General features: G+C 38.6%; 24 protein-coding genes, 9 tRNA genes and 1 rRNA gene. 33 read left to right on the forward strand and 1 reads right to left on the reverse strand.

Annotated features, from left to right (window positions below; genetic code table 11):
• Nucleotides 1–98: 98 nt before the first annotated feature.
• The 8 genes from ACFPYN_RS18535 to ACFPYN_RS18570 all read left to right on the forward strand — a co-directional run bounded on the left by ACFPYN_RS18535 (nt 99) and on the right by ACFPYN_RS18570 (nt 9,085).
• Nucleotides 99–851 carry a hypothetical protein gene (locus tag ACFPYN_RS18535; protein WP_377736352.1) on the forward strand — a complete coding sequence of 251 codons (753 nt, stop codon included), beginning with the start codon at nt 99–101 and terminating at the stop codon, nt 849–851.
• 181 nt (nt 852–1,032) lie between these two features.
• Nucleotides 1,033–2,118, forward strand: a complete 1,086-nt coding sequence (locus tag ACFPYN_RS18540) for a D-alanine--D-alanine ligase (RefSeq protein WP_377736354.1) — start codon at nt 1,033–1,035, stop codon at nt 2,116–2,118.
• A 12-nt stretch (nt 2,119–2,130) separates the two neighbouring features.
• Entirely contained in the window at nt 2,131–3,501 is a 1,371-nt protein-coding gene (locus ACFPYN_RS18545) for a UDP-N-acetylmuramoyl-tripeptide--D-alanyl-D-alanine ligase (RefSeq protein WP_377736357.1), read from the forward strand.
• A 397-nt stretch (nt 3,502–3,898) separates the two neighbouring features.
• Nucleotides 3,899–4,129, forward strand: coding sequence for a YdeI/OmpD-associated family protein (locus tag ACFPYN_RS18550; protein WP_377736360.1), 231 nt, complete (start codon nt 3,899–3,901; stop codon nt 4,127–4,129).
• A gap of 14 nt (nt 4,130–4,143) precedes the next feature.
• Complete coding sequence (locus ACFPYN_RS18555) at nt 4,144–4,863, forward strand: alpha/beta hydrolase (RefSeq protein ID WP_377736362.1); 720 nt, start codon at nt 4,144–4,146, stop codon at nt 4,861–4,863.
• 412 nt (nt 4,864–5,275) lie between these two features.
• On the forward strand, nt 5,276–6,826 hold the full coding sequence (locus ACFPYN_RS18560; RefSeq protein WP_377736365.1) for a DEAD/DEAH box helicase: 1,551 nt from the start codon (nt 5,276–5,278) through the stop codon (nt 6,824–6,826).
• A gap of 266 nt (nt 6,827–7,092) precedes the next feature.
• Nucleotides 7,093–7,572: a PH domain-containing protein gene (locus tag ACFPYN_RS18565; protein ID WP_377736368.1), complete on the forward strand. Its 480-nt coding sequence runs from the start codon at nt 7,093–7,095 to the stop codon at nt 7,570–7,572.
• Nucleotides 7,565–9,085, forward strand: coding sequence for a PH domain-containing protein (locus ACFPYN_RS18570; protein WP_377736370.1), 1,521 nt, complete (start codon nt 7,565–7,567; stop codon nt 9,083–9,085). Before ACFPYN_RS18565 ends, ACFPYN_RS18570 begins: the two co-directional genes overlap by 8 nt.
• Nucleotides 9,086–9,093: 8 nt before the next feature.
• Here the strand turns inward: ACFPYN_RS18570 and ACFPYN_RS18575 are convergent, their stop codons facing one another.
• Entirely contained in the window at nt 9,094–9,705 is a 612-nt protein-coding gene (locus ACFPYN_RS18575; RefSeq protein WP_377736372.1) for a rhomboid family intramembrane serine protease, read from the reverse strand.
• 70 nt (nt 9,706–9,775) lie between these two features.
• Between ACFPYN_RS18575 and acpS the strand changes: the two genes are divergently transcribed.
• The 25 genes from acpS to ACFPYN_RS18700 form a co-directional block, all read left to right on the forward strand.
• The gene (gene acpS, locus ACFPYN_RS18580) at nt 9,776–10,129 is read left to right on the forward strand and encodes a holo-ACP synthase (RefSeq protein ID WP_377736374.1); all 354 of its coding nucleotides are present in this window, start codon (nt 9,776–9,778) and stop codon (nt 10,127–10,129) included.
• Nucleotides 10,130–10,187: 58 nt separating this feature from the next.
• Nucleotides 10,188–11,198, forward strand: coding sequence for a LolA family protein (locus ACFPYN_RS18585; protein WP_377736376.1), 1,011 nt, complete (start codon nt 10,188–10,190; stop codon nt 11,196–11,198).
• A gap of 41 nt (nt 11,199–11,239) precedes the next feature.
• Nucleotides 11,240–12,349, forward strand: a complete 1,110-nt coding sequence (alr, locus tag ACFPYN_RS18590) for an alanine racemase (protein ID WP_377736378.1) — start codon at nt 11,240–11,242, stop codon at nt 12,347–12,349.
• A gap of 112 nt (nt 12,350–12,461) precedes the next feature.
• A complete protein-coding gene (locus tag ACFPYN_RS18595) occupies nt 12,462–12,761 on the forward strand; it encodes a transcriptional regulator (protein WP_377736381.1) in 300 nt (99 codons plus the stop codon).
• 4 nt (nt 12,762–12,765) lie between these two features.
• Complete coding sequence (locus ACFPYN_RS18600; RefSeq protein ID WP_016429759.1) at nt 12,766–13,116, forward strand: type II toxin-antitoxin system PemK/MazF family toxin; 351 nt, start codon at nt 12,766–12,768, stop codon at nt 13,114–13,116.
• A gap of 145 nt (nt 13,117–13,261) precedes the next feature.
• Nucleotides 13,262–14,092 carry an RsbT co-antagonist protein RsbRA gene (locus tag ACFPYN_RS18605; RefSeq protein WP_377736384.1) on the forward strand — a complete coding sequence of 277 codons (831 nt, stop codon included), beginning with the start codon at nt 13,262–13,264 and terminating at the stop codon, nt 14,090–14,092.
• A complete protein-coding gene (locus ACFPYN_RS18610) occupies nt 14,089–14,451 on the forward strand; it encodes an STAS domain-containing protein (protein ID WP_108585473.1) in 363 nt (120 codons plus the stop codon). The genes ACFPYN_RS18605 and ACFPYN_RS18610 overlap by 4 nt, the downstream gene beginning before the upstream one ends.
• A gap of 2 nt (nt 14,452–14,453) precedes the next feature.
• A complete protein-coding gene (locus tag ACFPYN_RS18615; protein ID WP_377736387.1) occupies nt 14,454–14,855 on the forward strand; it encodes an anti-sigma regulatory factor in 402 nt (133 codons plus the stop codon).
• 13 nt (nt 14,856–14,868) lie between these two features.
• A complete protein-coding gene (locus tag ACFPYN_RS18620; protein ID WP_377736389.1) occupies nt 14,869–15,873 on the forward strand; it encodes a PP2C family protein-serine/threonine phosphatase in 1,005 nt (334 codons plus the stop codon).
• A 75-nt stretch (nt 15,874–15,948) separates the two neighbouring features.
• Complete coding sequence (locus ACFPYN_RS18625; RefSeq protein WP_377736392.1) at nt 15,949–16,278, forward strand: anti-sigma factor antagonist; 330 nt, start codon at nt 15,949–15,951, stop codon at nt 16,276–16,278.
• A gap of 2 nt (nt 16,279–16,280) precedes the next feature.
• Nucleotides 16,281–16,751, forward strand: a complete 471-nt coding sequence (rsbW, locus tag ACFPYN_RS18630) for an anti-sigma B factor RsbW (RefSeq protein WP_377736395.1) — start codon at nt 16,281–16,283, stop codon at nt 16,749–16,751.
• Nucleotides 16,729–17,511 (forward strand): RNA polymerase sigma factor SigB, encoded by a 783-nt coding sequence (gene sigB, locus ACFPYN_RS18635; RefSeq protein WP_377736398.1) that lies wholly within the window; start codon nt 16,729–16,731, stop codon nt 17,509–17,511. The genes rsbW and sigB overlap by 23 nt, the downstream gene beginning before the upstream one ends.
• Nucleotides 17,511–18,110: a PP2C family serine/threonine-protein phosphatase gene (locus ACFPYN_RS18640; RefSeq protein ID WP_377736400.1), complete on the forward strand. Its 600-nt coding sequence runs from the start codon at nt 17,511–17,513 to the stop codon at nt 18,108–18,110. Before sigB ends, ACFPYN_RS18640 begins: the two co-directional genes overlap by 1 nt.
• Before the next feature lie 215 nt (nt 18,111–18,325).
• Nucleotides 18,326–20,494 carry a Tex family protein gene (locus ACFPYN_RS18645; protein WP_377736402.1) on the forward strand — a complete coding sequence of 723 codons (2,169 nt, stop codon included), beginning with the start codon at nt 18,326–18,328 and terminating at the stop codon, nt 20,492–20,494.
• A gap of 61 nt (nt 20,495–20,555) precedes the next feature.
• A complete protein-coding gene (locus ACFPYN_RS18650) occupies nt 20,556–21,011 on the forward strand; it encodes a SprT family protein (RefSeq protein WP_377736404.1) in 456 nt (151 codons plus the stop codon).
• A gap of 89 nt (nt 21,012–21,100) precedes the next feature.
• Nucleotides 21,101–21,175, forward strand: a tRNA-Asn gene (locus ACFPYN_RS18655).
• 1 nt (nt 21,176) lies between these two features.
• Nucleotides 21,177–21,251: transfer RNA gene (locus ACFPYN_RS18660), tRNA-Glu, on the forward strand.
• Nucleotides 21,252–21,593: 342 nt separating this feature from the next.
• A tRNA-Met gene (locus ACFPYN_RS18665) sits at nt 21,594–21,670 on the forward strand.
• A gap of 3 nt (nt 21,671–21,673) precedes the next feature.
• Nucleotides 21,674–21,749, forward strand: a tRNA-Asp gene (locus ACFPYN_RS18670).
• An 8-nt stretch (nt 21,750–21,757) separates the two neighbouring features.
• Nucleotides 21,758–21,832: transfer RNA gene (locus ACFPYN_RS18675), tRNA-Gln, on the forward strand.
• A gap of 21 nt (nt 21,833–21,853) precedes the next feature.
• Nucleotides 21,854–21,926, forward strand: a tRNA-Lys gene (locus ACFPYN_RS18680).
• Between the two features lie 63 nt (nt 21,927–21,989).
• Nucleotides 21,990–22,075 (forward strand) — tRNA-Leu (locus ACFPYN_RS18685).
• An 8-nt stretch (nt 22,076–22,083) separates the two neighbouring features.
• Nucleotides 22,084–22,160 (forward strand) — tRNA-Arg (locus tag ACFPYN_RS18690).
• Nucleotides 22,161–22,195: 35 nt separating this feature from the next.
• Nucleotides 22,196–22,269: transfer RNA gene (locus tag ACFPYN_RS18695), tRNA-Gly, on the forward strand.
• A gap of 195 nt (nt 22,270–22,464) precedes the next feature.
• Nucleotides 22,465–22,549: ribosomal RNA gene (locus ACFPYN_RS18700) — 16S ribosomal RNA — on the forward strand; the annotation flags it as partial.

Raw genomic sequence — 22,549 nt, forward strand, 5'->3', positions numbered from 1 at the left:
AAACTTATAAATGCTTGTGCAGTAAGTACTGACGATTCAAGTGCTCAAATGTTTCATTCTTCACAAAATGGGCTTATAATGTAAGGAGGAATGGAGTGATGATCATGGTGAAAAAGGCACGTGATACAGAAGATTTTCTTCACCATATTTATATACATATGAACGAAGCTGATCAGTTTGTAATGTTCAGTGGTTTAACGATGCACCAATTTGTTAAAAGTCTGGGGCCGTTTAACCATTTATTATTACTAAAACATAAATACGAAGACAGCTCATATAACATGCACACACAGTTAGAGTTCGTTCCTGATGAAGAAGTTTTATCTTTTACAAAAGAATTTATGGATAACCCGAGCGATTTGAGATGGATTGATTTTAAGGATGAACGGAAGCTTAATATGTTAACGTCTCAAGAACAAGCTGAATTATTATATATCGGACATAAAAAAGAGCCGATTCGTTCACCGTTTTATTATCAACTTCAAAATCGTTTTGTGTACCTGTCCAACGAAGAAGAAAGTATGACGAAAATTTATTTCCGTGAACTGAATGATTCACTCCATTTAGTCGTGAATATACTAAATCAAGTAGTACGTGATAAAGAAAAAGGCGCCCCTTTTTGGCGTCGGAAACAAAAAGAAGGCTACCCTGAACTCACTATGGAGCAATTTATATCACATAAACCATTGTTGAAAGAAGGCGTTCTTCTGTCATTATACAAGATAGAAAAATCAAAAGTTTCATATGATCTAGAAATCCGTTTATTACCAGAATCGGTATATCCAGATGAAATATGGGACGAATTAACTGCAGTCATGAAACAAAGTCCGGATGAAACGATCCGTTTTTAAACACGATCCCTTGCAAAGATGAGCGCAAGGGATTGTTTTTATATAGTGATAACAATGTTAAGATTTTTGGATAGTATAAGAAAACCAGTATGTAAGGAAGTCGTGTTTTTCTACTATGTGTTTATGGGTAAATAAAGTTCATGTTAAAATAAAAGGATCCAATACGTGGAGGTATACAAAAATGAAAAAAAGAATCGGTTTATTATATGGCGGAAAATCTGCTGAGCATGAAGTGTCATTATCAACGGCTCGTGCAGTAACTCAAGCATTAAATTTTAATGAGTATGATGTATTTCCAATTTACATTACACAAGAAGGCGAATGGAGAAAAGGTAACCAGTTAGTTGCACCTATAGATACCATTGAACAATTACAATTTGAAAATACAACAAATCAAAGTCTACCAAACAATATTTCAAGTTTTTTACCTTCTCATCAAGAAATAGATGAAGAATCTTTAGATGTGATTTTCCCGCTTCTACATGGACCTAACGGGGAAGATGGAACGGTTCAAGGATTACTTGAAGTATTAAATCTTCCATACATCGGCAATGGTGTATTAGCTTCATCAGCGGGAATGGATAAAGTAGTAATGAAACAACTATTTACTATCGCCGGATTAAAACAAGTACCGTACGTACATTTCATTCGCAGAGAATGGCGCAATGACCAAAGCTTCTGGCTTGGGAAAATTGAAAAAGAACTTGCTTGGCCATTGTTTGTTAAACCTGCAAACCTAGGTTCAAGCGTCGGCATTAGTAAAGCTTCTAATCAGGAAGAGTTAATTGAAGCAGTAGATTTAGCTTTAAAGTATGATCGTAAAATCGTTATTGAACAAGGCATCAATGCACGTGAGATTGAAATGGGAGTACTAGGTAACGATACGCCAAAATGTTCTGTTCCTGGCGAAATCAAACCGTTAAAAGCATTTTACGATTACCAAGCAAAATACAAAGACGGCAACACTGCTATGATTATTCCTGCAGTAGTTTCAAAAGAAGTAGAAGCGACGTTACAAGACAATGCAATGAAAGCATTTAAAGTGTTGGATTGTTCAGGTCTTGTGCGCGCAGACTTTTTTGTAACGGAAAACGACGAAGTCCTAATTAATGAAGTAAATACATTACCTGGTTTTACTCCGTTCAGCATGTTCCCGTTATTATGGCAACATACTGGAGTTAACTATTCAGAGTTAATTGACCAGTTAATCGAACTAGCAATTGAACGTCATACAGAAAAACAACAACTACAATATACAATGGATTGAGTGTGAATATTTGTGAAGAAATCATTACAAACAATAGCGGAATGGCTAGAAATTAGTTTGGAAACACCAGATGTACTGGTAAGTGGTGTTTCTATCAATACGAAAACCATTCAACCTGGGGATTTATTTATTCCTTTTAAAGGGGAAAAAGTAAATGGCCATCAATACGTGGCACAAGCTTTTGAAAAAGGAGCTTCTGCTGCTCTTTGGCAACCAAATGAACCGAATCCACCGAAAGATGTACCGCTACTATTCGTTGAAGACAGTGAAAAAGCATTGCAACAAATGGCGCGGGCATATAGAAATGAACATCAAGCTACATTTATAGGCATTACAGGGTCGAACGGAAAAACTTCAACTAAAGATTTAGTTGCCGGCGTCCTTACTCCTTATTTCCGTGTGCAAAAAACAGCAGGTAATTTCAATAATAACTTGGGTTTACCCATTACGATCTTGTCTCTAGACGAAGATACAGATTTTGCCGTACTTGAAATGGGTATGAGTGGCTATGGAGAAATTGAATTTTTATCCACTTTGGCAAAACCACATTTCGTAGCGATTACGAATATTGGGGAAGCACATATGCAAGACTTGGGTTCTCGTGAAGGAATTGCTAAAGCAAAGTTTGAAATCGTAACTGGCTTACAACCAAATGGCTGTTTATTTTATGATGGGGATGAACCGCTTTTAAGTCCGTTCATACAAAAAATGACTGGTGAAAATTTATTTCCTTCTATTAAAACGATTTCTTTCGGTGCTAATCTGTCGAATGACGTGTCAGTTCAATCCATCGAAGCAACGGAAAATGGCAGTGAGTTTAATGTAACTGGTTTAATTGATGCTCGCTTTATGATTCCTGTACTAGGAAAACATCAAGTGAAGAATGCATTGGTGGCGATATTAATTGCCCAAAAAGCGGGTTTAACTAATGAACAAATTAAAGATTCTTTAAAAAACGTCTCACTGACAGATATGCGCATGGAAGTCATTCCTGCAAAAAACGGTTCGTTATTTATTAATGATGCGTACAATGCAGCACCTACATCCATGAAAGCAGCCATTACTTTTATTCGTGAAACGACGATTAGACCAGAAAAATGGCTAGTTCTTGGTGATATGTTAGAACTAGGTGACGAGGAAAAAGCTTATCATGAAGAGTTGGCCGACTATATCTCACCACATGATTTTGCGGGAGTCTGTTTATATGGACCTCGAATGAAGTGGTTATATGAAAAATTACACACAATGTTTGAAGGTAATGTAATTTGGTCCGAAAGTGACTATGAACCGATTCGTAAAACGTTAAAATCCGGTACTTCTCCAAATTCAATCATTTTAGTAAAAGGTTCTCGTGGTATGGCTCTAGAAAACGTTATTGACTGAGCAAAAGAAGTGAGGAAATTCGTATGATTCTAGACAATAAACAGAAGCTAAAAATACCGTCGAACAAAGATTGTTAGTGATGGAATCTCCTTCACCAGATTATGTAACTGCCGAAATGGATACACAGCCTAAAGATGGCTTGTATTCATTTGGGCTTTTATTTGCTACATCGATTGATCATTTACATACGCACGAAGCGACTTTTTATAGCGTTAAAAGAAGATGCAATGATTTGGATTGCATATCCAAAAAAATCCTCAAAACTTTTTAAAAATCTTAACCGTGATTTTGGTTGGGAAGTAGTTTAAGCGAAAGGGTTTGCTGGGATTGCATAGATTGCGTTGTATGTGGATTGGTCAGCTATGCGATTTAGACCTCAAAGCGATGTGAAGAGAAAATGTCAAACTCGAAACAAGTTGTCCCGGTTAATAATGAAATGACAGAAGAGATTCGCGGAACTTTTGAAAGACAAAGTGTTCTCGAGGCGTTTGAGAAATTACCATTTGGGTATCAGAAACAGTATCTAGAATGGTTGTTATCAGCAAAGAGACAAGAAACGAAAGACAAACGACTTGTTGAAGCAGTTGATAAATTACGGGCAGGATTCCGTCAACTATACGGTAAATGATGGAGGTGTAAATCATGAAAACTGGAATATTATGTATTCATGGATTCACAGGAGGTCCGTATGAAATTCGACCATTTGTGCAATATATAGAAGAAAAGACAGATTGGTTGGTCAAAGTTCCTACGTTACCTGGACATGGACCTACACTTTCACTAAATGAATTTACGGCAGAAAATTGGATGATGGAGGCAGAGCAAGCCTTACGGTTATTACGAAAACAAGTAGATCGGGTTGTGATTGTCGGTTTTTCTATGGGTGGCCTAATTGCCATGTACTTGTCAATGCGTTATAAGGTTGATCGTTTAGTGCTTCTTAGTGCAGCCGCAAAATACATTAGCGCGGGACAACTGTTAGAAGATATCAAAGATATTACGGTTGACGCATTACAAAGGAAACTTGCGACCAATACGTTCTACCATTTATATGAATACAAATTAACTCATACGCCAATTCGAGCAGCGATTGAGTTTTTGCGTATCGTGAAAATGGTTGAGCCTTACTACGAATCAATTACAGTTCCAGTATGTATCGTTCAAGGTCAAAAAGATGGCATCGTGCCATTTTCATCTGCCCAGTATTTGTATGAGCGGTTAGGCTCGGCTGAAAAACAGCTGATCACATCGGAATGTGGGAAGCATCTCATTTGTTATAGCAATGACTGTGATGATTGGTTTGAGAAAGTGTTTCATTTTTTGGTAAGAAATGAGAAAACTAATTATTACGACTGTGGCTAATTAATTGCATATCGTCTTTATTCATGTTAAGGTATTTAGAGCAATGGATACATTTTGTGTAAAGACTCTTCGCAAGATGAAGAGGTCTTTTTTTTGAACATAACGGTTTGTTCAATTTTTTAGGGTAGGATGTTTAGTTTCAAACATCAAAACTGTGAACTTTCGTAGCTGTTTTTTTAATGGCTACAAAACAAGTCACAAGAGACCGCGTTTAACAAAGCGCTTTGAAACATGCTCCCAACTGATCGAACCGCTCGGCAAAAACCGGGCTTTCCTTTAAATATAAGTCCCCTCTGATAATCTACAGAGAATTTTAAGTAACGGGAACGTTCCTCGTATAGGCTCGAATTTGCCGCAACTTCATCTGAAAGTGTAACCATTTGTCAATTGTAAAGAAAAAGGAGATTAAATTTTGACAAATTTCTCAGAATTAAATATTAGCGCATCAACATTAAAATCCGTAAAACGTATGGGTTTTGAAGAAGCAACACCGATTCAAGAAGGTACAATCAAGTTCGGTATGGAAGGCCGCGATATTATCGGTCAAGCACAAACAGGAACTGGTAAAACAGCAGCGTTTGGTATTCCATTGATCGAAAAAATTGACCCAAAAAACACTAATATCCAAGGTCTTATTATCGCACCAACTCGTGAATTGGCTATTCAAGTTTCTGAAGAAATCTACAGAATCGGTCAAGACAAGCGTGTGAAAATTCTATCTGTATATGGTGGACAAGAAATCGGACGTCAAATCCGTGCATTGAAAAACAACCCACATGTAATCGTTGGTACACCTGGTCGTATTTTAGATCATATTAACCGTCGTACATTAAAACTTGAAAACGTTCAAACGCTTATTTTAGATGAAGCGGATGAAATGTTAAACATGGGCTTCATTGAAGATATCAACACAATTATGGAAAGCTGTCCGGCAGAACGTCAAACGTTGTTATTCTCAGCAACTATGCCTAAACCTATCCAAAAAATTGCAGAGAAATTCATGAAAAACCCTGAAATCGTTAAAATTCAATCAAAAGAAATGACAGTAGAAAACATCGAGCAATTCTACGTTAAGTCTCATGAACGTGAAAAATTCGATATTCTTTCTCGCGTTATCAATGTTCACCAACCTGAACTTGCGATCATTTTTGGTCGTACAAAACGCCGCGTTGATGAATTAGCACATGCATTAAGCATTCGTGGTTATATTGCTGAAGGTATTCACGGTGATTTAAGCCAATCAAAACGTATGTCTGTATTAAAACAGTTTAAAGAAAACAAAATTGACATCCTTGTTGCTACTGATGTAGCTGCACGTGGTCTTGATATTACAGGCGTTACTCACGTTTATAACTATGACATCCCTCAAGATCCTGAAAGTTATGTTCACCGTATTGGTCGTACAGGCCGTGCAGGTAAAAGTGGTGTGGCAGTAACTTTTGTTACTCCACGTGAAATGGGTTACCTACGTATCGTTGAAGAAACAACGAAAAAACGTATGTCACCACTTCGTCCACCAAGCTCTGATGAGGCTCTAGTTGGTCAACAACGTTTAGCTGTTGAATCACTTGGAGAAATGGTAGACAAAAACAATATCGGTGATTACCGTGCATTCGCAACGGAATTACTTGAAAAATATGAGGCAATTGATGTTGTTGCAGCTGCATTAAAATCAATGACTCGTGAACCAAGTGATACTCCAGTATCAATCTCTGAAGAACGTCCATTACCATCTCGTGGTGCTGGTGGCGGAGGTGGACGCAGTGGTGGCGGTGGCTATAAAGGCAACAACCGTAGCAGTGGCGGACGCCCTTCATCAGGTTCTGGTCGTAGTTCTGAACGTAGTGGAGCTCGTCGTACTAGCGCGGGAGCTCGTGATGGAAGTTCTTCTTCTTCATCTGCACCACGTGAAGGTTCTGCACGCGGTGGACGTCCACGTTCATCATCACGTCGCGAAAGCTAATCATAACTATTCAAAAATCACAGTCCAATTGGGCTGTGATTTTTTTTGTAGGCTATGTTTGATATTCCGTAAAACTGCTAAGGTCTCCTATGGCGAGCGCCAAGAATCTTCGTCACTTCGAAACATGGTAGGGCATTGTAATGGAAATCAACAGAGCTTTTATTAAAGGAAATGAAATAGAGTATCTATAAATTGGGAAGGTATGCATTTAAAATGAAACATTTTTGCTGTAAAATCGTATACATAGAGAGAAAGTAGGTGTTTAGATGAGGAATGAACCAATGAATCAAATATCACCTAAAGGATTAAAAGTTTGGCGGTTGTATGGAGTGATGCACTCAACTGTTATCTTGTTAATTGCGATAGGTGCAGGAATATTAAATTGGTGGTTAGAAGGTCCGCTGTGGGTATTGATCATTTGTCTGTTGCTCCCATTACTTTATACATATTTATTTGTTTATCTATTTCCAAGATTGCGCTGGTTAAGGTGGAGATATGAAGTTCGGGAACAAGAAATCGAACTTCAACATGGATTGTTTATTGTCACTCGAACCCTCGTACCAATGGTTCGCGTACAGCATGTAGACACACAACAAGGCCCAATTTTGCGAAAATATGATTTAGCTTCCATTACGATTTCGACGGCTGCAACAAATCACACGATACCAGCTCTGATCACAAGTGAAGCCGATGAATTAAGAAGTCGTATATCGACACTTGCAAGGGTGGCGGAAGATGATGTCTAAAGAACGTTATCAGCTTCATCCGATTTCTGCAGTTGTTAATTTCGTGAAAGGCTTAAAAGATCTGATCTTTCCTTTTGTTATTATTTTTGTAGCAAATGGATTTCAAGGGAAGTCTTCTTCAGATGGGCATTGGACTAATTATATCCCTTATATAATAGGGATACTGGTATTGACGTTCATTTTAATAAGCGGAATTATCAAGTGGAAACGTTTTGTTTATTGGTTTGAAGAGGATGAATTACGGATTGAATATGGATTGTTTGTGAAGAAGAAAAGATACATTCCTTTTGAACGAATCCAAAGTTTCAATTACACAGAAAGCATCTTGCATCGTCCGTTTAAACTGGTAAAAGTTACGGTTGAGACAGCGGGTTCGGGTTCTACAACGGAAGCCGAAGCAGAACTGACAGCCATCACAAAAGAAGCTGCAAAACAAATTGAAATGGAATTAGCTTTTGCGAAAAAGCGTAAATTAAGCAAGACGTCTATTGGAGTGGAAGAAGCGACAGAAAGCCACTTGGATGAAGAGCCAAAGAATGAAAGTGTCACCATATTTAAAATGACGATGAAGGATATACTCATACTTGCAGCTACATCTGGAGGTATTGGTGTTGTGTTTTCGGGGGTTGCCGTGTTTATGACACAATTCTCCGATATTATACCGTATGATGTGATTTACGATGAAGTAGTCGTGTTTTTAAAGTTTGGTTTTTTCATCATTGCTTTTAGTGTTTTTGCATTTTTACTATTGTCATGGATTATTTCTGTGATTCTTACCACACTCAATTATTATCAGTTTACTATTATTCAAGAAAATGATCAGATTGTACTGACCCGTGGGTTATTGGAAAAGAAAAAAGTCACGATACCAATTGGCCGTGTTCAAGGTGTTCGGATTGTTGAGAACCCATTAAGACAACTGTTTGGATACTGTACGGTAATAGTAGAAAGTGCTGGGGGATCGATAGATGATCAAGACAAGAAAATTCGATTGTTTCCACTAGTCAAGAAAAGCAAAATCAAGCAACCACTAAATCAACTGTTTGCTGATTTTGACTTTGAACCCGTATGGACAACATCACCAAAACGGGCTAAACCATTTTATTATCGTCTCGACTTTATTTGGGTGATTCCAGTGATAGTAGGCATTAGTTATTTCTACTATCCGTATGGCTTATTTTCACTACTTTTAGGTCCAATCTTTGTGTTACTTGGCTTATGGCAACATCGATCAGCAGGCCTTAGTCTCGCTCGAAATCAGCTTTCATTAAGATATCGAAGTATTAGTAAATACACGTTCTTTATTGAAAAGAAACGTATGCAATCTCTTGAGATGAGACAAAGTCCTTTTCAAAAAAGAAAAGCTCTTGCCTCTATTGAAACAACTATAAAATCTGGGATGCTAGGCGCATCAGCTCAAGTTGATCATTTGCAAATAGAAGATATTGAAGAAGTCATGACTTGGTATGAACCATCAGGTAATCCAGACATAGAAAAAGGACAGCCGCAATAAGGGCTGTCCTATCTTTTTCTTTTTTTCCAACCGACAATGCGTTTTGGATGAAAGTAACTTAATCCGATTAAGAAACCAACAGCCAGTCCAGTTAAATGGGCAGTAGCATTTATGTTTGGTGTTAAGAACGTCATAATAATACTGATGACGATAATCGGTAAAATGATTTGTTTAAGTTGAGGTAATGTATTTCGTGCATAATAGACAAGTGCACCAAATGCTCCGAGAAGTCCGTAGATAGCTCCGCTAGCTCCAACATGTACATACGAAGCGTCTTGTAGAAGGAATGTAGCGACAGTTCCAAATAATCCAGCCATAAAATAAATGTTTAAGAAACGCAATTTACCTGCAAGCTTTTCAAGTTCTGGTCCAAACAAATACAATGAAAACATATTGAAAAGCAAATGCAAAAACCCAGCATGTAAAAACATAGGAGTAATAAAGCGCCACCATTGGCCATCAGAGATTAAATAATTAGCCCCCGCGCCATAGTTGAATATTAAATCACCAACAAACGGAATAATAGATAATACATAAATAATGACGTTGAGTGCGATAATGGCAGAAGCCACTGGGTAAAACTTAATGTACTGTGAAAAATTTTCTGTACGACTAAACATATATTCACCTCAAATTTGTATGTGTGTATTATACCGCGAAATGGCATATGGTTGAAAGGAGAAGTGTTTCATGATTACAGGAATCGGTTTAGATGTGACGGAAATTGAACGAATTATAACTGCACACGAGCGTACTTCGAAATTTAAAGAACGCATTTTAACTACTCGAGAAATGGAACGATTTGAGCAATTAAATGACACGAGACAAGTCGAATTTTTAGCTGGGCGTTTTGCTGCTAAGGAAGCATTTGCAAAGGCGAATGGGACAGGAATTGGTAAGAATTGCAGCTTTCAAGATATAGAAGTGTTGCCAAATAAAGATGGAAAACCACTACTCTATTTTAAAGGACAAGAAGTAAATGGTCATGTTAGTATCACTCATACAAAACAATTCGCTGCAGCACAAGTAATATTGGTTGAATAATCCCTGTCCCTCTTTCATAAGATGTTTTAACGCATCGATATGAGAAAGGGTGAATTTATTGCGCAACCGTTTATTTGCAGGATTAGTAATATTGTTAGTGGTTTTCTTATCAGCTTGTGGTACTGAGTCAAAAGAGGACGTATTGAAGAAGTTAAGTAGTAAGTGGGTGGAAACAAAGGGGTATGAGTTAGACGCCAAGATGGAAATCAGTACCGGTTCAGAACCTCGTTTGTATGAAGTGAGTGTATGGCACACGAAACCTGAGTTTTATCGTGTGAAGGTTAGTCAAACAGGTGAAGATGTATCACAAACAATTGTAAGAAATAAAGAAGGTGTATTTGTTATCACGCCAACATTAGGGAAGACTTATAAATTCCAGAGTGACTGGCCGGAAAAAAATAGCCAAGCCTACTTAATTGGTTCTCTTGCAAAAGACATTAAAGCTGATAAAGAATCTGTCATGACTGAAAATAAGAATTCGTATATTTTTGAAACGAAAACTAGAAACAGTCATCAAAAAATGTTACCAACTCAACAAATTTATATCAGTAAGAAAACATTACTTCCAACAAAAGTGTCAATTTTAAATGATCAAAAAGAACAACAAATTCTGATTACATTTGATAAAATTACTTTAGGTACATCTAGAAATGCTACTGATTACAAAGCAGACATGCCAGCAGAAGAAACGACTGAAAATGAAACAGCTGGTGCTGAAGTAGAGTTACCAGTATTCCAAACACATTATCCTTCTCTACAATGGGAAGGCGTAGATATGCTTGAAGAAAAAGTAATTAAAGATGATACGCAAGAACGCGTGATCTTAACATATGGTGGCAACAAAGACTTCACAATTATCCAATCACCAATTACGAAGAAATCCGTGGATTTAGTTCCTGTTTTTGCACCTGGTGATCCAGCCGATTTAGGTTTTGCAATTGGCGCAATTACAGATCAATCCATCTCTTGGGAACAAGATGGCGTTCAATTCTTCTTAGCATCAAATTCAATGTCACGTGAAGAAATGATGACAGTTGCCTCTTCAATGACGGCATCTGATTTAAAATAAACCGATCATACTAACTATCGAACCCTAAATGAGGAATGAAGATGCAACCTACTAATTTTTATAGACCAACATATGCAGAAATTGATTTGAATCAGATAAAAATGAACATACTAAATTTGAAGAAACATATTCATCATTGCGTTCAGGTTATCGCTGTTGTTAAAGCAAATGGCTATGGCCATGGAGATTTAGAAGTATCAAAAGCTGCATTAGAAGCTGGAGCTAGCATGCTAGCTGTTGCAACACCTGATGAAGCGATTCGATTGCGGTTACTTGGCATCGAATCGCCCATTCTTGTGTTGGGTGCATCTCCTCCTGCTTTTGCTGTTATAGCAAGTGAACATGATATTACGATCACTGTATTTCAAAAAGATTGGTTTCTTCACATTCCGACCTTACCCAAAAAGTTGAAGATTCATATTAAAATCGACACCGGCATGGGCAGGTTAGGCGTTACAACGGAATCAGAGTTAAGCTTGCTTCTTCAAACCATTCGTCAACGACCAGATGTGCTGATAGATGGTGTCTTTACGCACTTTGCGACGGCTGATGAAGAAAATGCGGGACAGTTCAAACGACAACTCGCGAAGTTTAAAACGTTTTTACAACTCTTTCCTGAAAGACCAAGGTGCATCCACGCAGCAAATAGTGCAGCTTCATTGATGCATAAAGATTCTTTATTTGATGCAGTACGCTTCGGTATTTCAATGTATGGATTATCACCCTCTGCTTATGTCAGAGATGAACTACCTTTTCAATTAGGTCAAGCCTTGAGTTTGTACACAGAAGTCGTCAACGTTAAACAACTAACTGAAGAGTCAACCATCAGTTACGGAGCCACCTATACAGCCGAAAAAGACGAGTGGATCGCTACTCTTCCTATAGGCTATGCAGATGGAATGCTGCGAGGACTGAGTGGTCAAGAAGTGTTAATCCAAGGGAAAAGGATGCCAATTATCGGCAGAATCTGCATGGATCAATGTATGGTTCGTTTAGATGGACAGGTACCTATAGGTGAACCTGTCGTGTTAATTGGAAGACAAGGATCTGAACTAATTTCCATTGAAGAATGGGCGCAAAAACTACAGACAATTTCGTACGAAATTCCTTGCGTACTTACGAATCGAGTGCCTAGGGTATACACATCATAGTGTTCGACAAAAACCGACTATTCTAAAAATATTGTCAGATATTTTCCTTCTTTGTCTTCTCATTGCACGTTTTGAATGGTAAGATATAAAAGTATTGAAAAGAGGGACGGGTTTGTCGGAGGTGTTGACTGTGAATGAAAAGAGAGAAACAAAGGAAGTTATTGTGAAACTTCCAAGACAATTTGTGAGCGATCTTGATAGACAGAAAGAGCAACAACTTGCTGGACCAGAAGATTTTGTTTATTTTTCGACAAAAAAACTTATTAAACAGGTTCAACCAAATCTTATACGAGAAGCGATGATAAAAGGCTACGTAGAAATGTCGCATATTAACTTGTCCATTGCAAGCGAGTGTTTACATTTGGAATATGAAGCGGAGCATACTGTGGAGCGTCTCGTAAGCGGAGGATGAAGTCTTGAACGTAAAACGTGGTGACGTTTTTTTTGCTGATTTATCGCCAGTAGTCGGGTCTGAACAAGGTGGGACTAGACCCGTTCTGGTGATTCAAAACGATATAGGAAATCGTTTCAGCCCAACAGTCATCATAGCGGCTATCACCGCGCAAATTCAAAAAGCAAAATTACCAACGCATGTAGAAATCAATGCTAAAAAGTATGGATTTGAACGGGATTCCGTTATTTTGCTTGAACAATTGCGTACGATTGATAAATCGCGGCTGACGGATAAAATTACGCAGCTAGATGATGTGCTGATGGAAGAGGTAGATGAGGCGCTTGAAATAAGTCTTGGCCTTGTAAAGTTTTAGTCATACATATGAAGACACACACATCGTGCGGAATTTTTTCCGTACGGTGTTTTTTTGAAATTAGACAAAAAACGTGTGTAGTTGGCAGATTTCGTATACAATGATAGGTAGGAAAAAATATATTGAGGAGGCTTCACCGCTGACTATGAATAAAAATATGGCTACATTCATTCAAGATAATCTTGATGAAATATTATATAGATGGCAAGAAATGATGAAAGATGACTCAGAAGAACGCTTCTTTCAAGTGATGTCTCAAGAGGTCATTGATAAAACGAGTCGTGAATTTGCGGAATTGATGATTTCTAATCTATTCGAGGGTGAAAACAATTACGATAACCGCTTAAAAGAATTTACTAATAAAGTGGTGCGTTTTGGTTGGTCAATCAGCTTTGTCATGAAAGCAATCAATCACTTCTCTCACATCGTTTATGAAATGTTAGAAAAAAATGAAACAATTACAGAACAAAATATGAAAGAGTATGTCATGGTATTCGCAGCTTGGATTACACCAATGCGAGATGGAATTGTTGAAACGTATGCAAAAACATGGGAACGGACAGTGCAATTACAAAAAATTGCGCTTCAAGAACTTTCAGCTTCCCTAATACCTGTTTTTGATAAAATTTCGGTTATGCCACTTGTCGGAACGATTGACACGGAACGTGCAAAATTAATAATGGAAAACTTATTAGAAGGTGTAGTTAAACACCGAGCTGAAGTTGTCTTACTAGATATTACAGGTGTACCTGTAGTTGACACGATGGTAGCACATCACATCATCCAAGCTGCTGATGCAGTTCGTTTAGTAGGTGCGAAATGTATGCTCGTTGGAATTCGCCCTGAAATTGCACAAACGATTGTTACTTTAGGAATAAACTTAAAAGATTTCACAACAACAAGCACATTACAGCGAGGTGTTGAACAAGCCTTAGCTTGGACGAACCGTAAAATCGTGGAGGTGGAAGAAGATTGAACTTACGTATTCCTATTTTGAAATTAAAAGATTGTCTTATTGTTTCTATTCAATGGGAGTTAGATGATCAAACTGCTCTTCAGTTCCAAGAAGATTTATTAACTAAAATGCACGAAACAAGTGCACGTGGGGTTGTAATTGATCTTACGCCAATCGATTTTATAGACTCATTTATTGCTAAGGTTCTCGGAGACGTAATAAGTATGTCTGGTTTAATGGGTGCAAAAGTAGTGATTACAGGAATTCAACCTGCAGTAGCTATTACACTGATTGAATTAGGTATTCGCTTAGAAGACGTTATGACAGCTTTAGACTTAGAAAATGGTCTTGAAAAACTCCAACGAGAATTGGAGGCATAATTATGAGCTATCGCTCTTCTGTAGAAATTTTAACTGAGTGGGACATTGTTGCGGCAAGGCAACTTGGTCGTAACGAAGCAAAAGAAGTCGGCTTTGGCACGGTTGACCAAGCACGTATTACAACTGCAATTAGTGAACTAGCTCGTAATATTTACCTATATGCAGGAAAAGGTAAAATCGAAATTGAACGTATTTCAGAGGGCGGAAAATTTGGTATTATTATTATCGCATCAGATGAAGGACCAGGAATTCCCGATGTTCGCAAAGTGATGGAAGATGGCTTCTCTACTTCTGGTGGATTGGGCGCTGGTATGCCTGGGGTCAAACGTTTAATGGATGATTTTAAAATAGAAACAGTTTTAGGCGAAGGAACTGTTATTAAAGCAACTAAGTGGATTCGTTAGGAGGTTAGGTTAAATGCCTCAAGAAATTGGACGGCAGTATAAAGAAATACTCAGACAATATGTAATGCGCCAAACGGAGCAAAACTTATATGCGGGGCAGAACTTTAGTCGTCAACTCATACAAAAAAACATAGCCCCTGAGGATGTAATTAGCATACATAAGGTAGCCTTGGAAGAAATGTATCCTGAGTTGCCAATGAATGTTTGGCATTCATTTGATTTGTTAATCGAAATGATGATTCGATATGGACTTGCTCATGCAGAACATCAAAGTCTCATTCAACAGCAAGAAGAAATGAAAGTTGAAATGGATTTGGCGGCTAACGTTCAAAAAACTCTGTTGAAAACAACTGTTCCTGAATTAAGTGGTCTTGAGATTGGTCTAGTATCAGTACCTGCAAGGAAAATGAATGGGGATTATATATACTTCCTTAGCGATAACTATCACAATGCGGGTGTTGCAGTTGCTGATGTTATTGGCAAAGGAATTCCGGCAGCACTGTGCATGTCCATGATTAAGTACGGGATGGATAGTCTACAGGATGCAACTTCAGATCCGAAGAAAGTATTAGATATTATCAATCGCATTGTTGAAAAAAGTGTCAATGATGATATGTTCATTTCCATGTTCTATGGTCGCTATAATGTTGAAAATTCCATCTTTACTTACGCATCAGCAGGTCATGAACCTGCTCTTTTTTTCGATGCTAAAAAAGGCGAATTCTCAGAGTTGCATGCAAAAGGACTATTGTTAGGTGTAGTTCCTAATGTTACTTATGTGCAGCACGAAGTGAAAATGGAGACGGGTGACTTTGTTGTCATGATGACAGATGGTGTAACCGAGTGTAGAACTGAGGATGGCTTCATTGAACAAGAAATTATTGCCGAATTAATTCATTCTTTACATGAAGAAAGTGCACAAACGATTGTGGATTCCGTTTTTAAAGAACTAGAAAAGATGCAGAATTTTGAGCTTCGTGATGACTTTACACTCGTTATTTTCAAAAAAACGAGTTAAAAGGTTTTGAATTCGTGAAATAGTGGTAACCAAGGAGTATATGAAAGATACAGTAGATGGACGGGGTGTTTATTAATGAATGTTCAAGTTGTGATAAAAGAAGAAGGAAACTTCGTAAAAGGTTTTATTAGTGGAGAAATCGATGCTTTTACTGCACCTATATTGCGCGAAAAATTGGCGACAGTGCAGGCGAAAGATGGCTTATTAGCTGAATTAGACATGTCAGAAGTATCATATATGGACAGTACTGGACTTGGGGTTATTGTTGCGTTTTTTAAAAATATTAATGCAGCCAACGGACATGTTAAGTTAACGGGGTTATCGCCTCGTCTAAAACGATTATTTGACATTACAGGCCTTGGAGAAATCATGGATATTGAAACAGAAGATAAAGGTGGAAACTAATCATGAGACCATTTGATTACGTAGAAATTAGGGTTCCAGCTAAACCACAATATGTAGGCGTTGCTCGTTTAACTATTTCGGGATTAGCAAGTCGAATCGGCTTTACCTACGATGATATAGAAGATTTGAAAATTGCTTCTTCTGAAGCGATTACAAATGCAGTGCAACACGCTTATTCTGGAGTGGACGAAGGCGAAGTAGTTGTTGGCTGTGCACTTTACCCAGATAAAATTGAAATTATGGTGGCAGACCATGGCAAGAGCTTTAACTTTGAAGAAACGAAAGCCAAAGTTGGCCCTTACAATGAACACCAAGAAGTTCAATTTTTACGCGAAGGTGGACTTGGACTGTATTTAATTGAAACATTGATGGATGAGGTGAAAGTCCACCATCAAGATGGCGTAACTGTCTTTATGACAAAATATGTCGGAGAAGAGCAGGTGGAAGAGAATGTCGAAACTATCTCCTCCTAATCATCAAACAAAAGAACAGATTTTAGAGTGGATTAAAGCATATCAAGAAACAGAAGATGAAGATGCACAAACGAATTTAGTGTTAAATTATCAACGTTTAGTTGAATCAATTGCACGCAAATACTCAAATGGGAAATCGTATCACGAAGATATTGTTCAAGTAGGCATGTTAGGTTTGCTTGGTGCAATTCGTCGATACGATTCCGAATTTGGCAGAACGTTTGAAGCCTTCGCTGTTCCGACGATCATTGGCGAAATCAAACGCTTTTTGCGTGATAAGACGTGGGCAGTACATGTGCCTCGTCGTATAAAAGAATTGGGACCAAGAATAAAGTCAGCTGTTGAGACCTTAACTACTGAACTTCAACGATCTCCTAAAGTTATTGAAATCGCAGAATTTCTAGAAGTCGAAGAAGACGATGTATTAGAAGCAATGGAAATGGGAAGAAGCTATCAAGCGCTATCCATGGACCACTCGCTTGAATCTGATTCAGACGGTGGTAGTATCACTCTATTTGACGTTATTGGTCAAAAAGACGATGGTTTCGAGAAAACGGATCAACGAATGTTAGTGGCTAATGCACTAAGCGTTCTTTCTGAACGTGAAAAGCAAGTGATTCAGTATACATATATTGATCAATTAAGCCAAAAAGAAGCGGGCGATAAGCTCGAGATTTCTCAAATGCATGTTTCTCGATTGCAACGAAAAGCTATTAAAAAACTACAAGATGCCATACAAGCAGCTGGTGGAATATCCTAATGGATTCAATTAGACACCCTTATTTAGAAGTATTCGTCTATCAAGAAGCAAAAGAAGGAAATAGTGAATCAGGAGATACGTACTTTACGTATATGAATGGGGATTACTTTTTGTGTGCAATTGCGGACGGTCTAGGTAACGGACCTATCGCTAGACAGTCAGCTGAAATCATTCCTATGATTTTAACTCAATATCACCATGAAACAATTGATGAATTACTGTTACGATGCAATGTATTAATGTTTCAAAAACGTGGTGCTGCAGTTGCCATTGTTAAAGTTGATTTTAATGCCAAAACAATTCAGTATAGTTGTGTTGGGAATATTAAGTTCTACATGACACGGAGAGATGACGATAAAATGATTTATCCTCTACCGGTAATGGGGTACTTATCTGGGAGACCTCAGAAGATTAGAACCCAAACCTACGCCTATAAACCTGGTGATTTGTTTTTGTTCCATTCAGACGGTGTAGTACTAGGCAACCCTAAAAAAACAATGCAAAATTGTTCAGGTGCATATGATTTGCATCAAACATTAATTCATACAATCGAACATGGTGACGATGCAACATTTATCGCAGGCAGCCTGCTCCAATAAAATGGAGTAGGCTTTTTGTATGTAATAGAAAAACGGGTTTTTAGCTAGTACTCAAGAAAATTCCATTGGTTTAACCATTTTGTGATTATCTAGCACTGATAAAATAGCAAAATTTTTGGATATCAGTAAAAGAAAAACATCAACATGCACCATTGTGGGTGCATGTTGTGATTTTCTAATGATAAAATAGAAAGTGTTAAGAAAGGATGAGTCAAATGGATGCGAAACAATTGATGCAAAGAATTGCGAAAGAAACAAATGTGCGACCCGCGCAAGCACAACAAGTTATTGATTTACTTGAAGAGGGAAATACGGTTCCTTTCATCGCGCGCTATCGTAAAGAAGCAACAGGCTCATTAGATGAAGTGCAAATTAAAGCAGTTGAAGATCGTTACCGCTACATACAGCAGATAGAACAACGTAAGGAAGAAGTAATTCGCTTAATCGATGAACAAGGGAAGCTAACGGATGAGTTATCTACTGCCATTCAAGCGGCCACTGTTCTACAAAGGTTAGAAGATTTATATCGACCATATAAGCTAAAACGCAGAACAAAAGCAACCATTGCAAAAGAAAAAGGACTAGAGCCTTTAGCGAACGTATTATTTAGTTATACAAACACACAACTCGAAGAATTGGCTCAAGATTTTATTAATGAAGAAACAGAAGTGGCGAATGTCGAAGAAGCATTACAAGGTGCTCGAGATATTTTAGCTGAACAATTTGCAGATGATGCAAAGATTCGTGAAAAAATCAGAAACTTTACAAGAGCAGAGGGCTCTATCTTATCTGCTGTCAAAAAACAAAGTAATGATGAGAAAAGTGTGTTTGAAATGTATTATGACTACACAGAACCAGTCAAGAAAATTGTGCCTCATCGTGTTCTTGCACTAAACCGTGGAGAAAAAGAAGATATCTTGAAAGTTAGTTTGCATGCGCCGGTTGACCGGATTTTAAGTATCATGCGCGATGAGTGGATTCCGACACATAGTTCGTCACCAAGCATTTCACAAGTAACAGAATCGATAGAAGACTCGTATAAGCGTTTAATTGCGCCTTCAGTTGAGCGTGAAATTCGAACGGAACTAACAGAGAAAGGCGAAACACAGGCCATTCATATTTTCTCTGAAAATTTGCGTAACCTATTACTGCAACAACCGCTAAAAGGAAAAGTTGTATTAGGACTGGATCCAGCATTCAGAACAGGGTGTAAATTAGCTGTTGTCGACGATACTGGGAAGCTGCAAGAAGTATCAGTTATCTATCCACATCCTCCAAAAGCGGATGTTCAAGGGTCCAAAAAAATGATCTTAGATATTTTAAAGCGCTACCCGATTTCAATTATTGCCATTGGCAATGGAACAGCATCTCGTGAATCAGAACAATTTGTTGCGGAATGTCTAAAGGAAGCAGATAGAGAAGTTGCTTACGTCATCGTCAATGAAGCGGGGGCAAGTGTGTACTCAGCTTCAGATACTGCACGAGCGGAATTTCCACATCTTCAAGTTGAGCAACGAAGTGCGGTTTCAATTGCACGAAGACTACAAGATCCTCTGTCAGAATTAGTTAAGATCGAACCAAAAGCTGTAGGAGTCGGTCAGTATCAACACGACGTTTCTCAAAAGAAGCTAAATGATTCATTAACCTTTATAGTAGAAACAGCCGTTAACCAAGTGGGGGTAAATATCAACACAGCATCAGCATCTTTGCTGCAGTATGTTTCTGGTTTATCAAAAACAGTCGCTGAAAATGTTATTATTATGCGAGATGAAAACGGTAAGTTCACTTCACGTGCCCAACTGAAGAAAATTCCTAGACTTGGTGCGAAAACGTATGAGCAAGCTATCGGATTTTTACGAATTCCAGAGGCTAAAAATCCATTTGACGCTACTGGTATCCATCCAGAAAGCTATAAAAGTGCAGAAGAAGTATTGAAAACTGCTGGTCTAACTAAAGCACAGATTGGTACGAAAGAAGCCGAACTTGCTCTTAATGAGTTGAATTTGAAAGAGTTAAACGAACGTTTAGACGTTGGAGAAATTACTTTAAAAGACATTGTAGATACATTAAAAAAACCAACTCGAGATCCGCGTGATCAGTTCCCACAACCATTACTTAAGACTGATGTTCTTCAAATGGAAGACTTGGCAAGTGGTATGGAATTACAAGGAACCGTTCGTAACGTCGTCGATTTTGGTGCATTTGTAGACATAGGTGTTAAACAAGATGGGCTTGTCCACATTTCTAAATTGAAAAAAGGATTTGTTAAACACCCACTGGATGTCGTCGCACTTGGAGACATCGTAACCGTATGGGTCGAACAAGTAGAAAAGACAAAAGGACGCATAGCACTAACTATGTTGCCTCCAGTAAAACAAAATTAATATGGAGCCTGCCTATTGAACATCGATAGGCAGGTTTTAAAATATTCAAAGGATGGATTGCATGACAAACGAAGAACTTCAACAACTCGTAACGAGAATCTCAGCAACCGACTTTAACAAACCCTTTGTACATGAAGCGTATTTTAACAGTCGACTCAAAACGACAGGTGGGCGCTATATGCTGCAAACTCACCATATTCAAATTAACCCTAAATCACTAGAACTTCATGGTATTGAGGAACTTGAAGGAATAATTCGGCATGAATTGTGCCATTATCACTTACATATAGAAGGAAAAGGCTACAAACATCGCGATAAAGATTTTAAAGAATTATTAAAGATGACTAAATCTCCGAGATTTTGTGCAAACTTAGGGTCTGCGAAAAGAAGGAAGAATGTAACTCAACATATCTATGGGTGTATTTCTTGTGGACTTCTTTATAGACGGAAAATTCGTTTAAATACGCTCAAATACCGTTGTGGCAAGTGTTCAGGGCAATTGAAAAAAGTTGAATAATAATTGTTTGAAGAAATTGGTCAAAAGTGGTTGACGAGGAAGAACTATCTCACTATAATAGGGAAAGTCGATTAGTTACATGACGTTATTCCGAAGTAGCTCAGTGGTAGAGCAATCGACTGTTAATCGATTGGTCGTAGGTTCGAGTCCTACCTTCGGAGCCATGGCCCCTTGGTCAAGCGGTTAAGACACCGCCCTTTCACGGCGGTAACACGGGTTCGAATCCCGTAGGGGTCACCAATTTTTTTAGAAACTATGTTATACTAACAATAATGAAATCAAGAGAGTGAAGTAGTATTTTACTTCCTATTAAGATGACGCGAAAGCGAAGTGGAAATTCAACTTCCTATAAAGAAGTCGAGGGTGACACAGTAATCAAGCTTCCTTTAAAGAAATCGCGAGGGTGTAGCAACGAGTCGTACGAAGACGACGAAGTAGCGCCGACGCAAGCGAAGCGTGGAAGGTGCAAGGTTTTCAATCGCCAAACGAAGATGGCGATTAACATCGAAGCAGGCGAAGCCGATGCAGATGTCCAACTTACTATAAGCTTAGTACTCATAGTCTTTATAACAATAACATTATCGCGGGGTGGAGCAGCACGGTAGCTCGTTGGGCTCATAACCCAAAGGTCGCAGGTTCAAATCCTGCCCCCGCAACCAAATGGTTCCGTGGTGTAGCGGTTAACATGCCTGCCTGTCACGCAGGAGATCGCGGGTTCGATTCCCGTCGGGACCGCCATTTTTTATTGGGGTATAGCCAAGCGGTAAGGCAACGGATTTTGATTCCGTCACGCCCTGGTTCGAATCCAGGTTCCCCAGCCATACTTTATTCCTTATGTTTGCGAGCCATTAGCTCAGTTGGTAGAGCATCTGACTTTTAATCAGAGGGTCGTAGGTTCGAATCCTACATGGCTCATCATTTTCTTGCTTGACTTCTTGTGTAAACGTGTTATACTAATTCTTGTCGTTAAAACATCAAGCGGTCGTGGCGGAATGGCAGACGCGCTAGGTTGAGGGCCTAGTGGGAGAAATCCCGTGGAAGTTCGACTCTTCTCGGCCGCACCAAGCAACAAGCGCCCGTAGCTCAATTGGATAGAGCGTCTGACTTCGGATCAGAAGGTTGTGGGTTCGACCCCTGTCGGGCGCGCCAAAACACCTTATCATTCTATATAATATTATAATAACGCGGGTGTAGTTTAGTGGTAAAACCTCAGCCTTCCAAGCTGATGATGAGAGTTCGATTCTCTTCACCCGCTCCATAATTTTACCTAATGAACCTTGAAAACTGAACAGCAAAACGTCAACTAACAAGCGGAACGCACTTCGGTGCCGGAAGCACAAACGTTTTCTTACGCCGACACCTGTTGGTATCGAAAACAAACTTGAACTTAACCGTTCATTATAAACGTCAATTTTTTGACGCCAGCAACAAAGTCGAGCTAATCGACTCACCTATTATGGAGAGTTTGATCCTGGCTCAGGACGAACGCTGGCGGCGTGCCTAATACATGCAAGTCGAGCGGAATGATGAAGAAGCTT

The sequence above is a fragment of the Paenisporosarcina macmurdoensis genome (genome assembly GCF_042658845.1).
Classification (GTDB): Bacteria; Bacillota; Bacilli; order Bacillales_A; family Planococcaceae; genus Paenisporosarcina; species Paenisporosarcina macmurdoensis.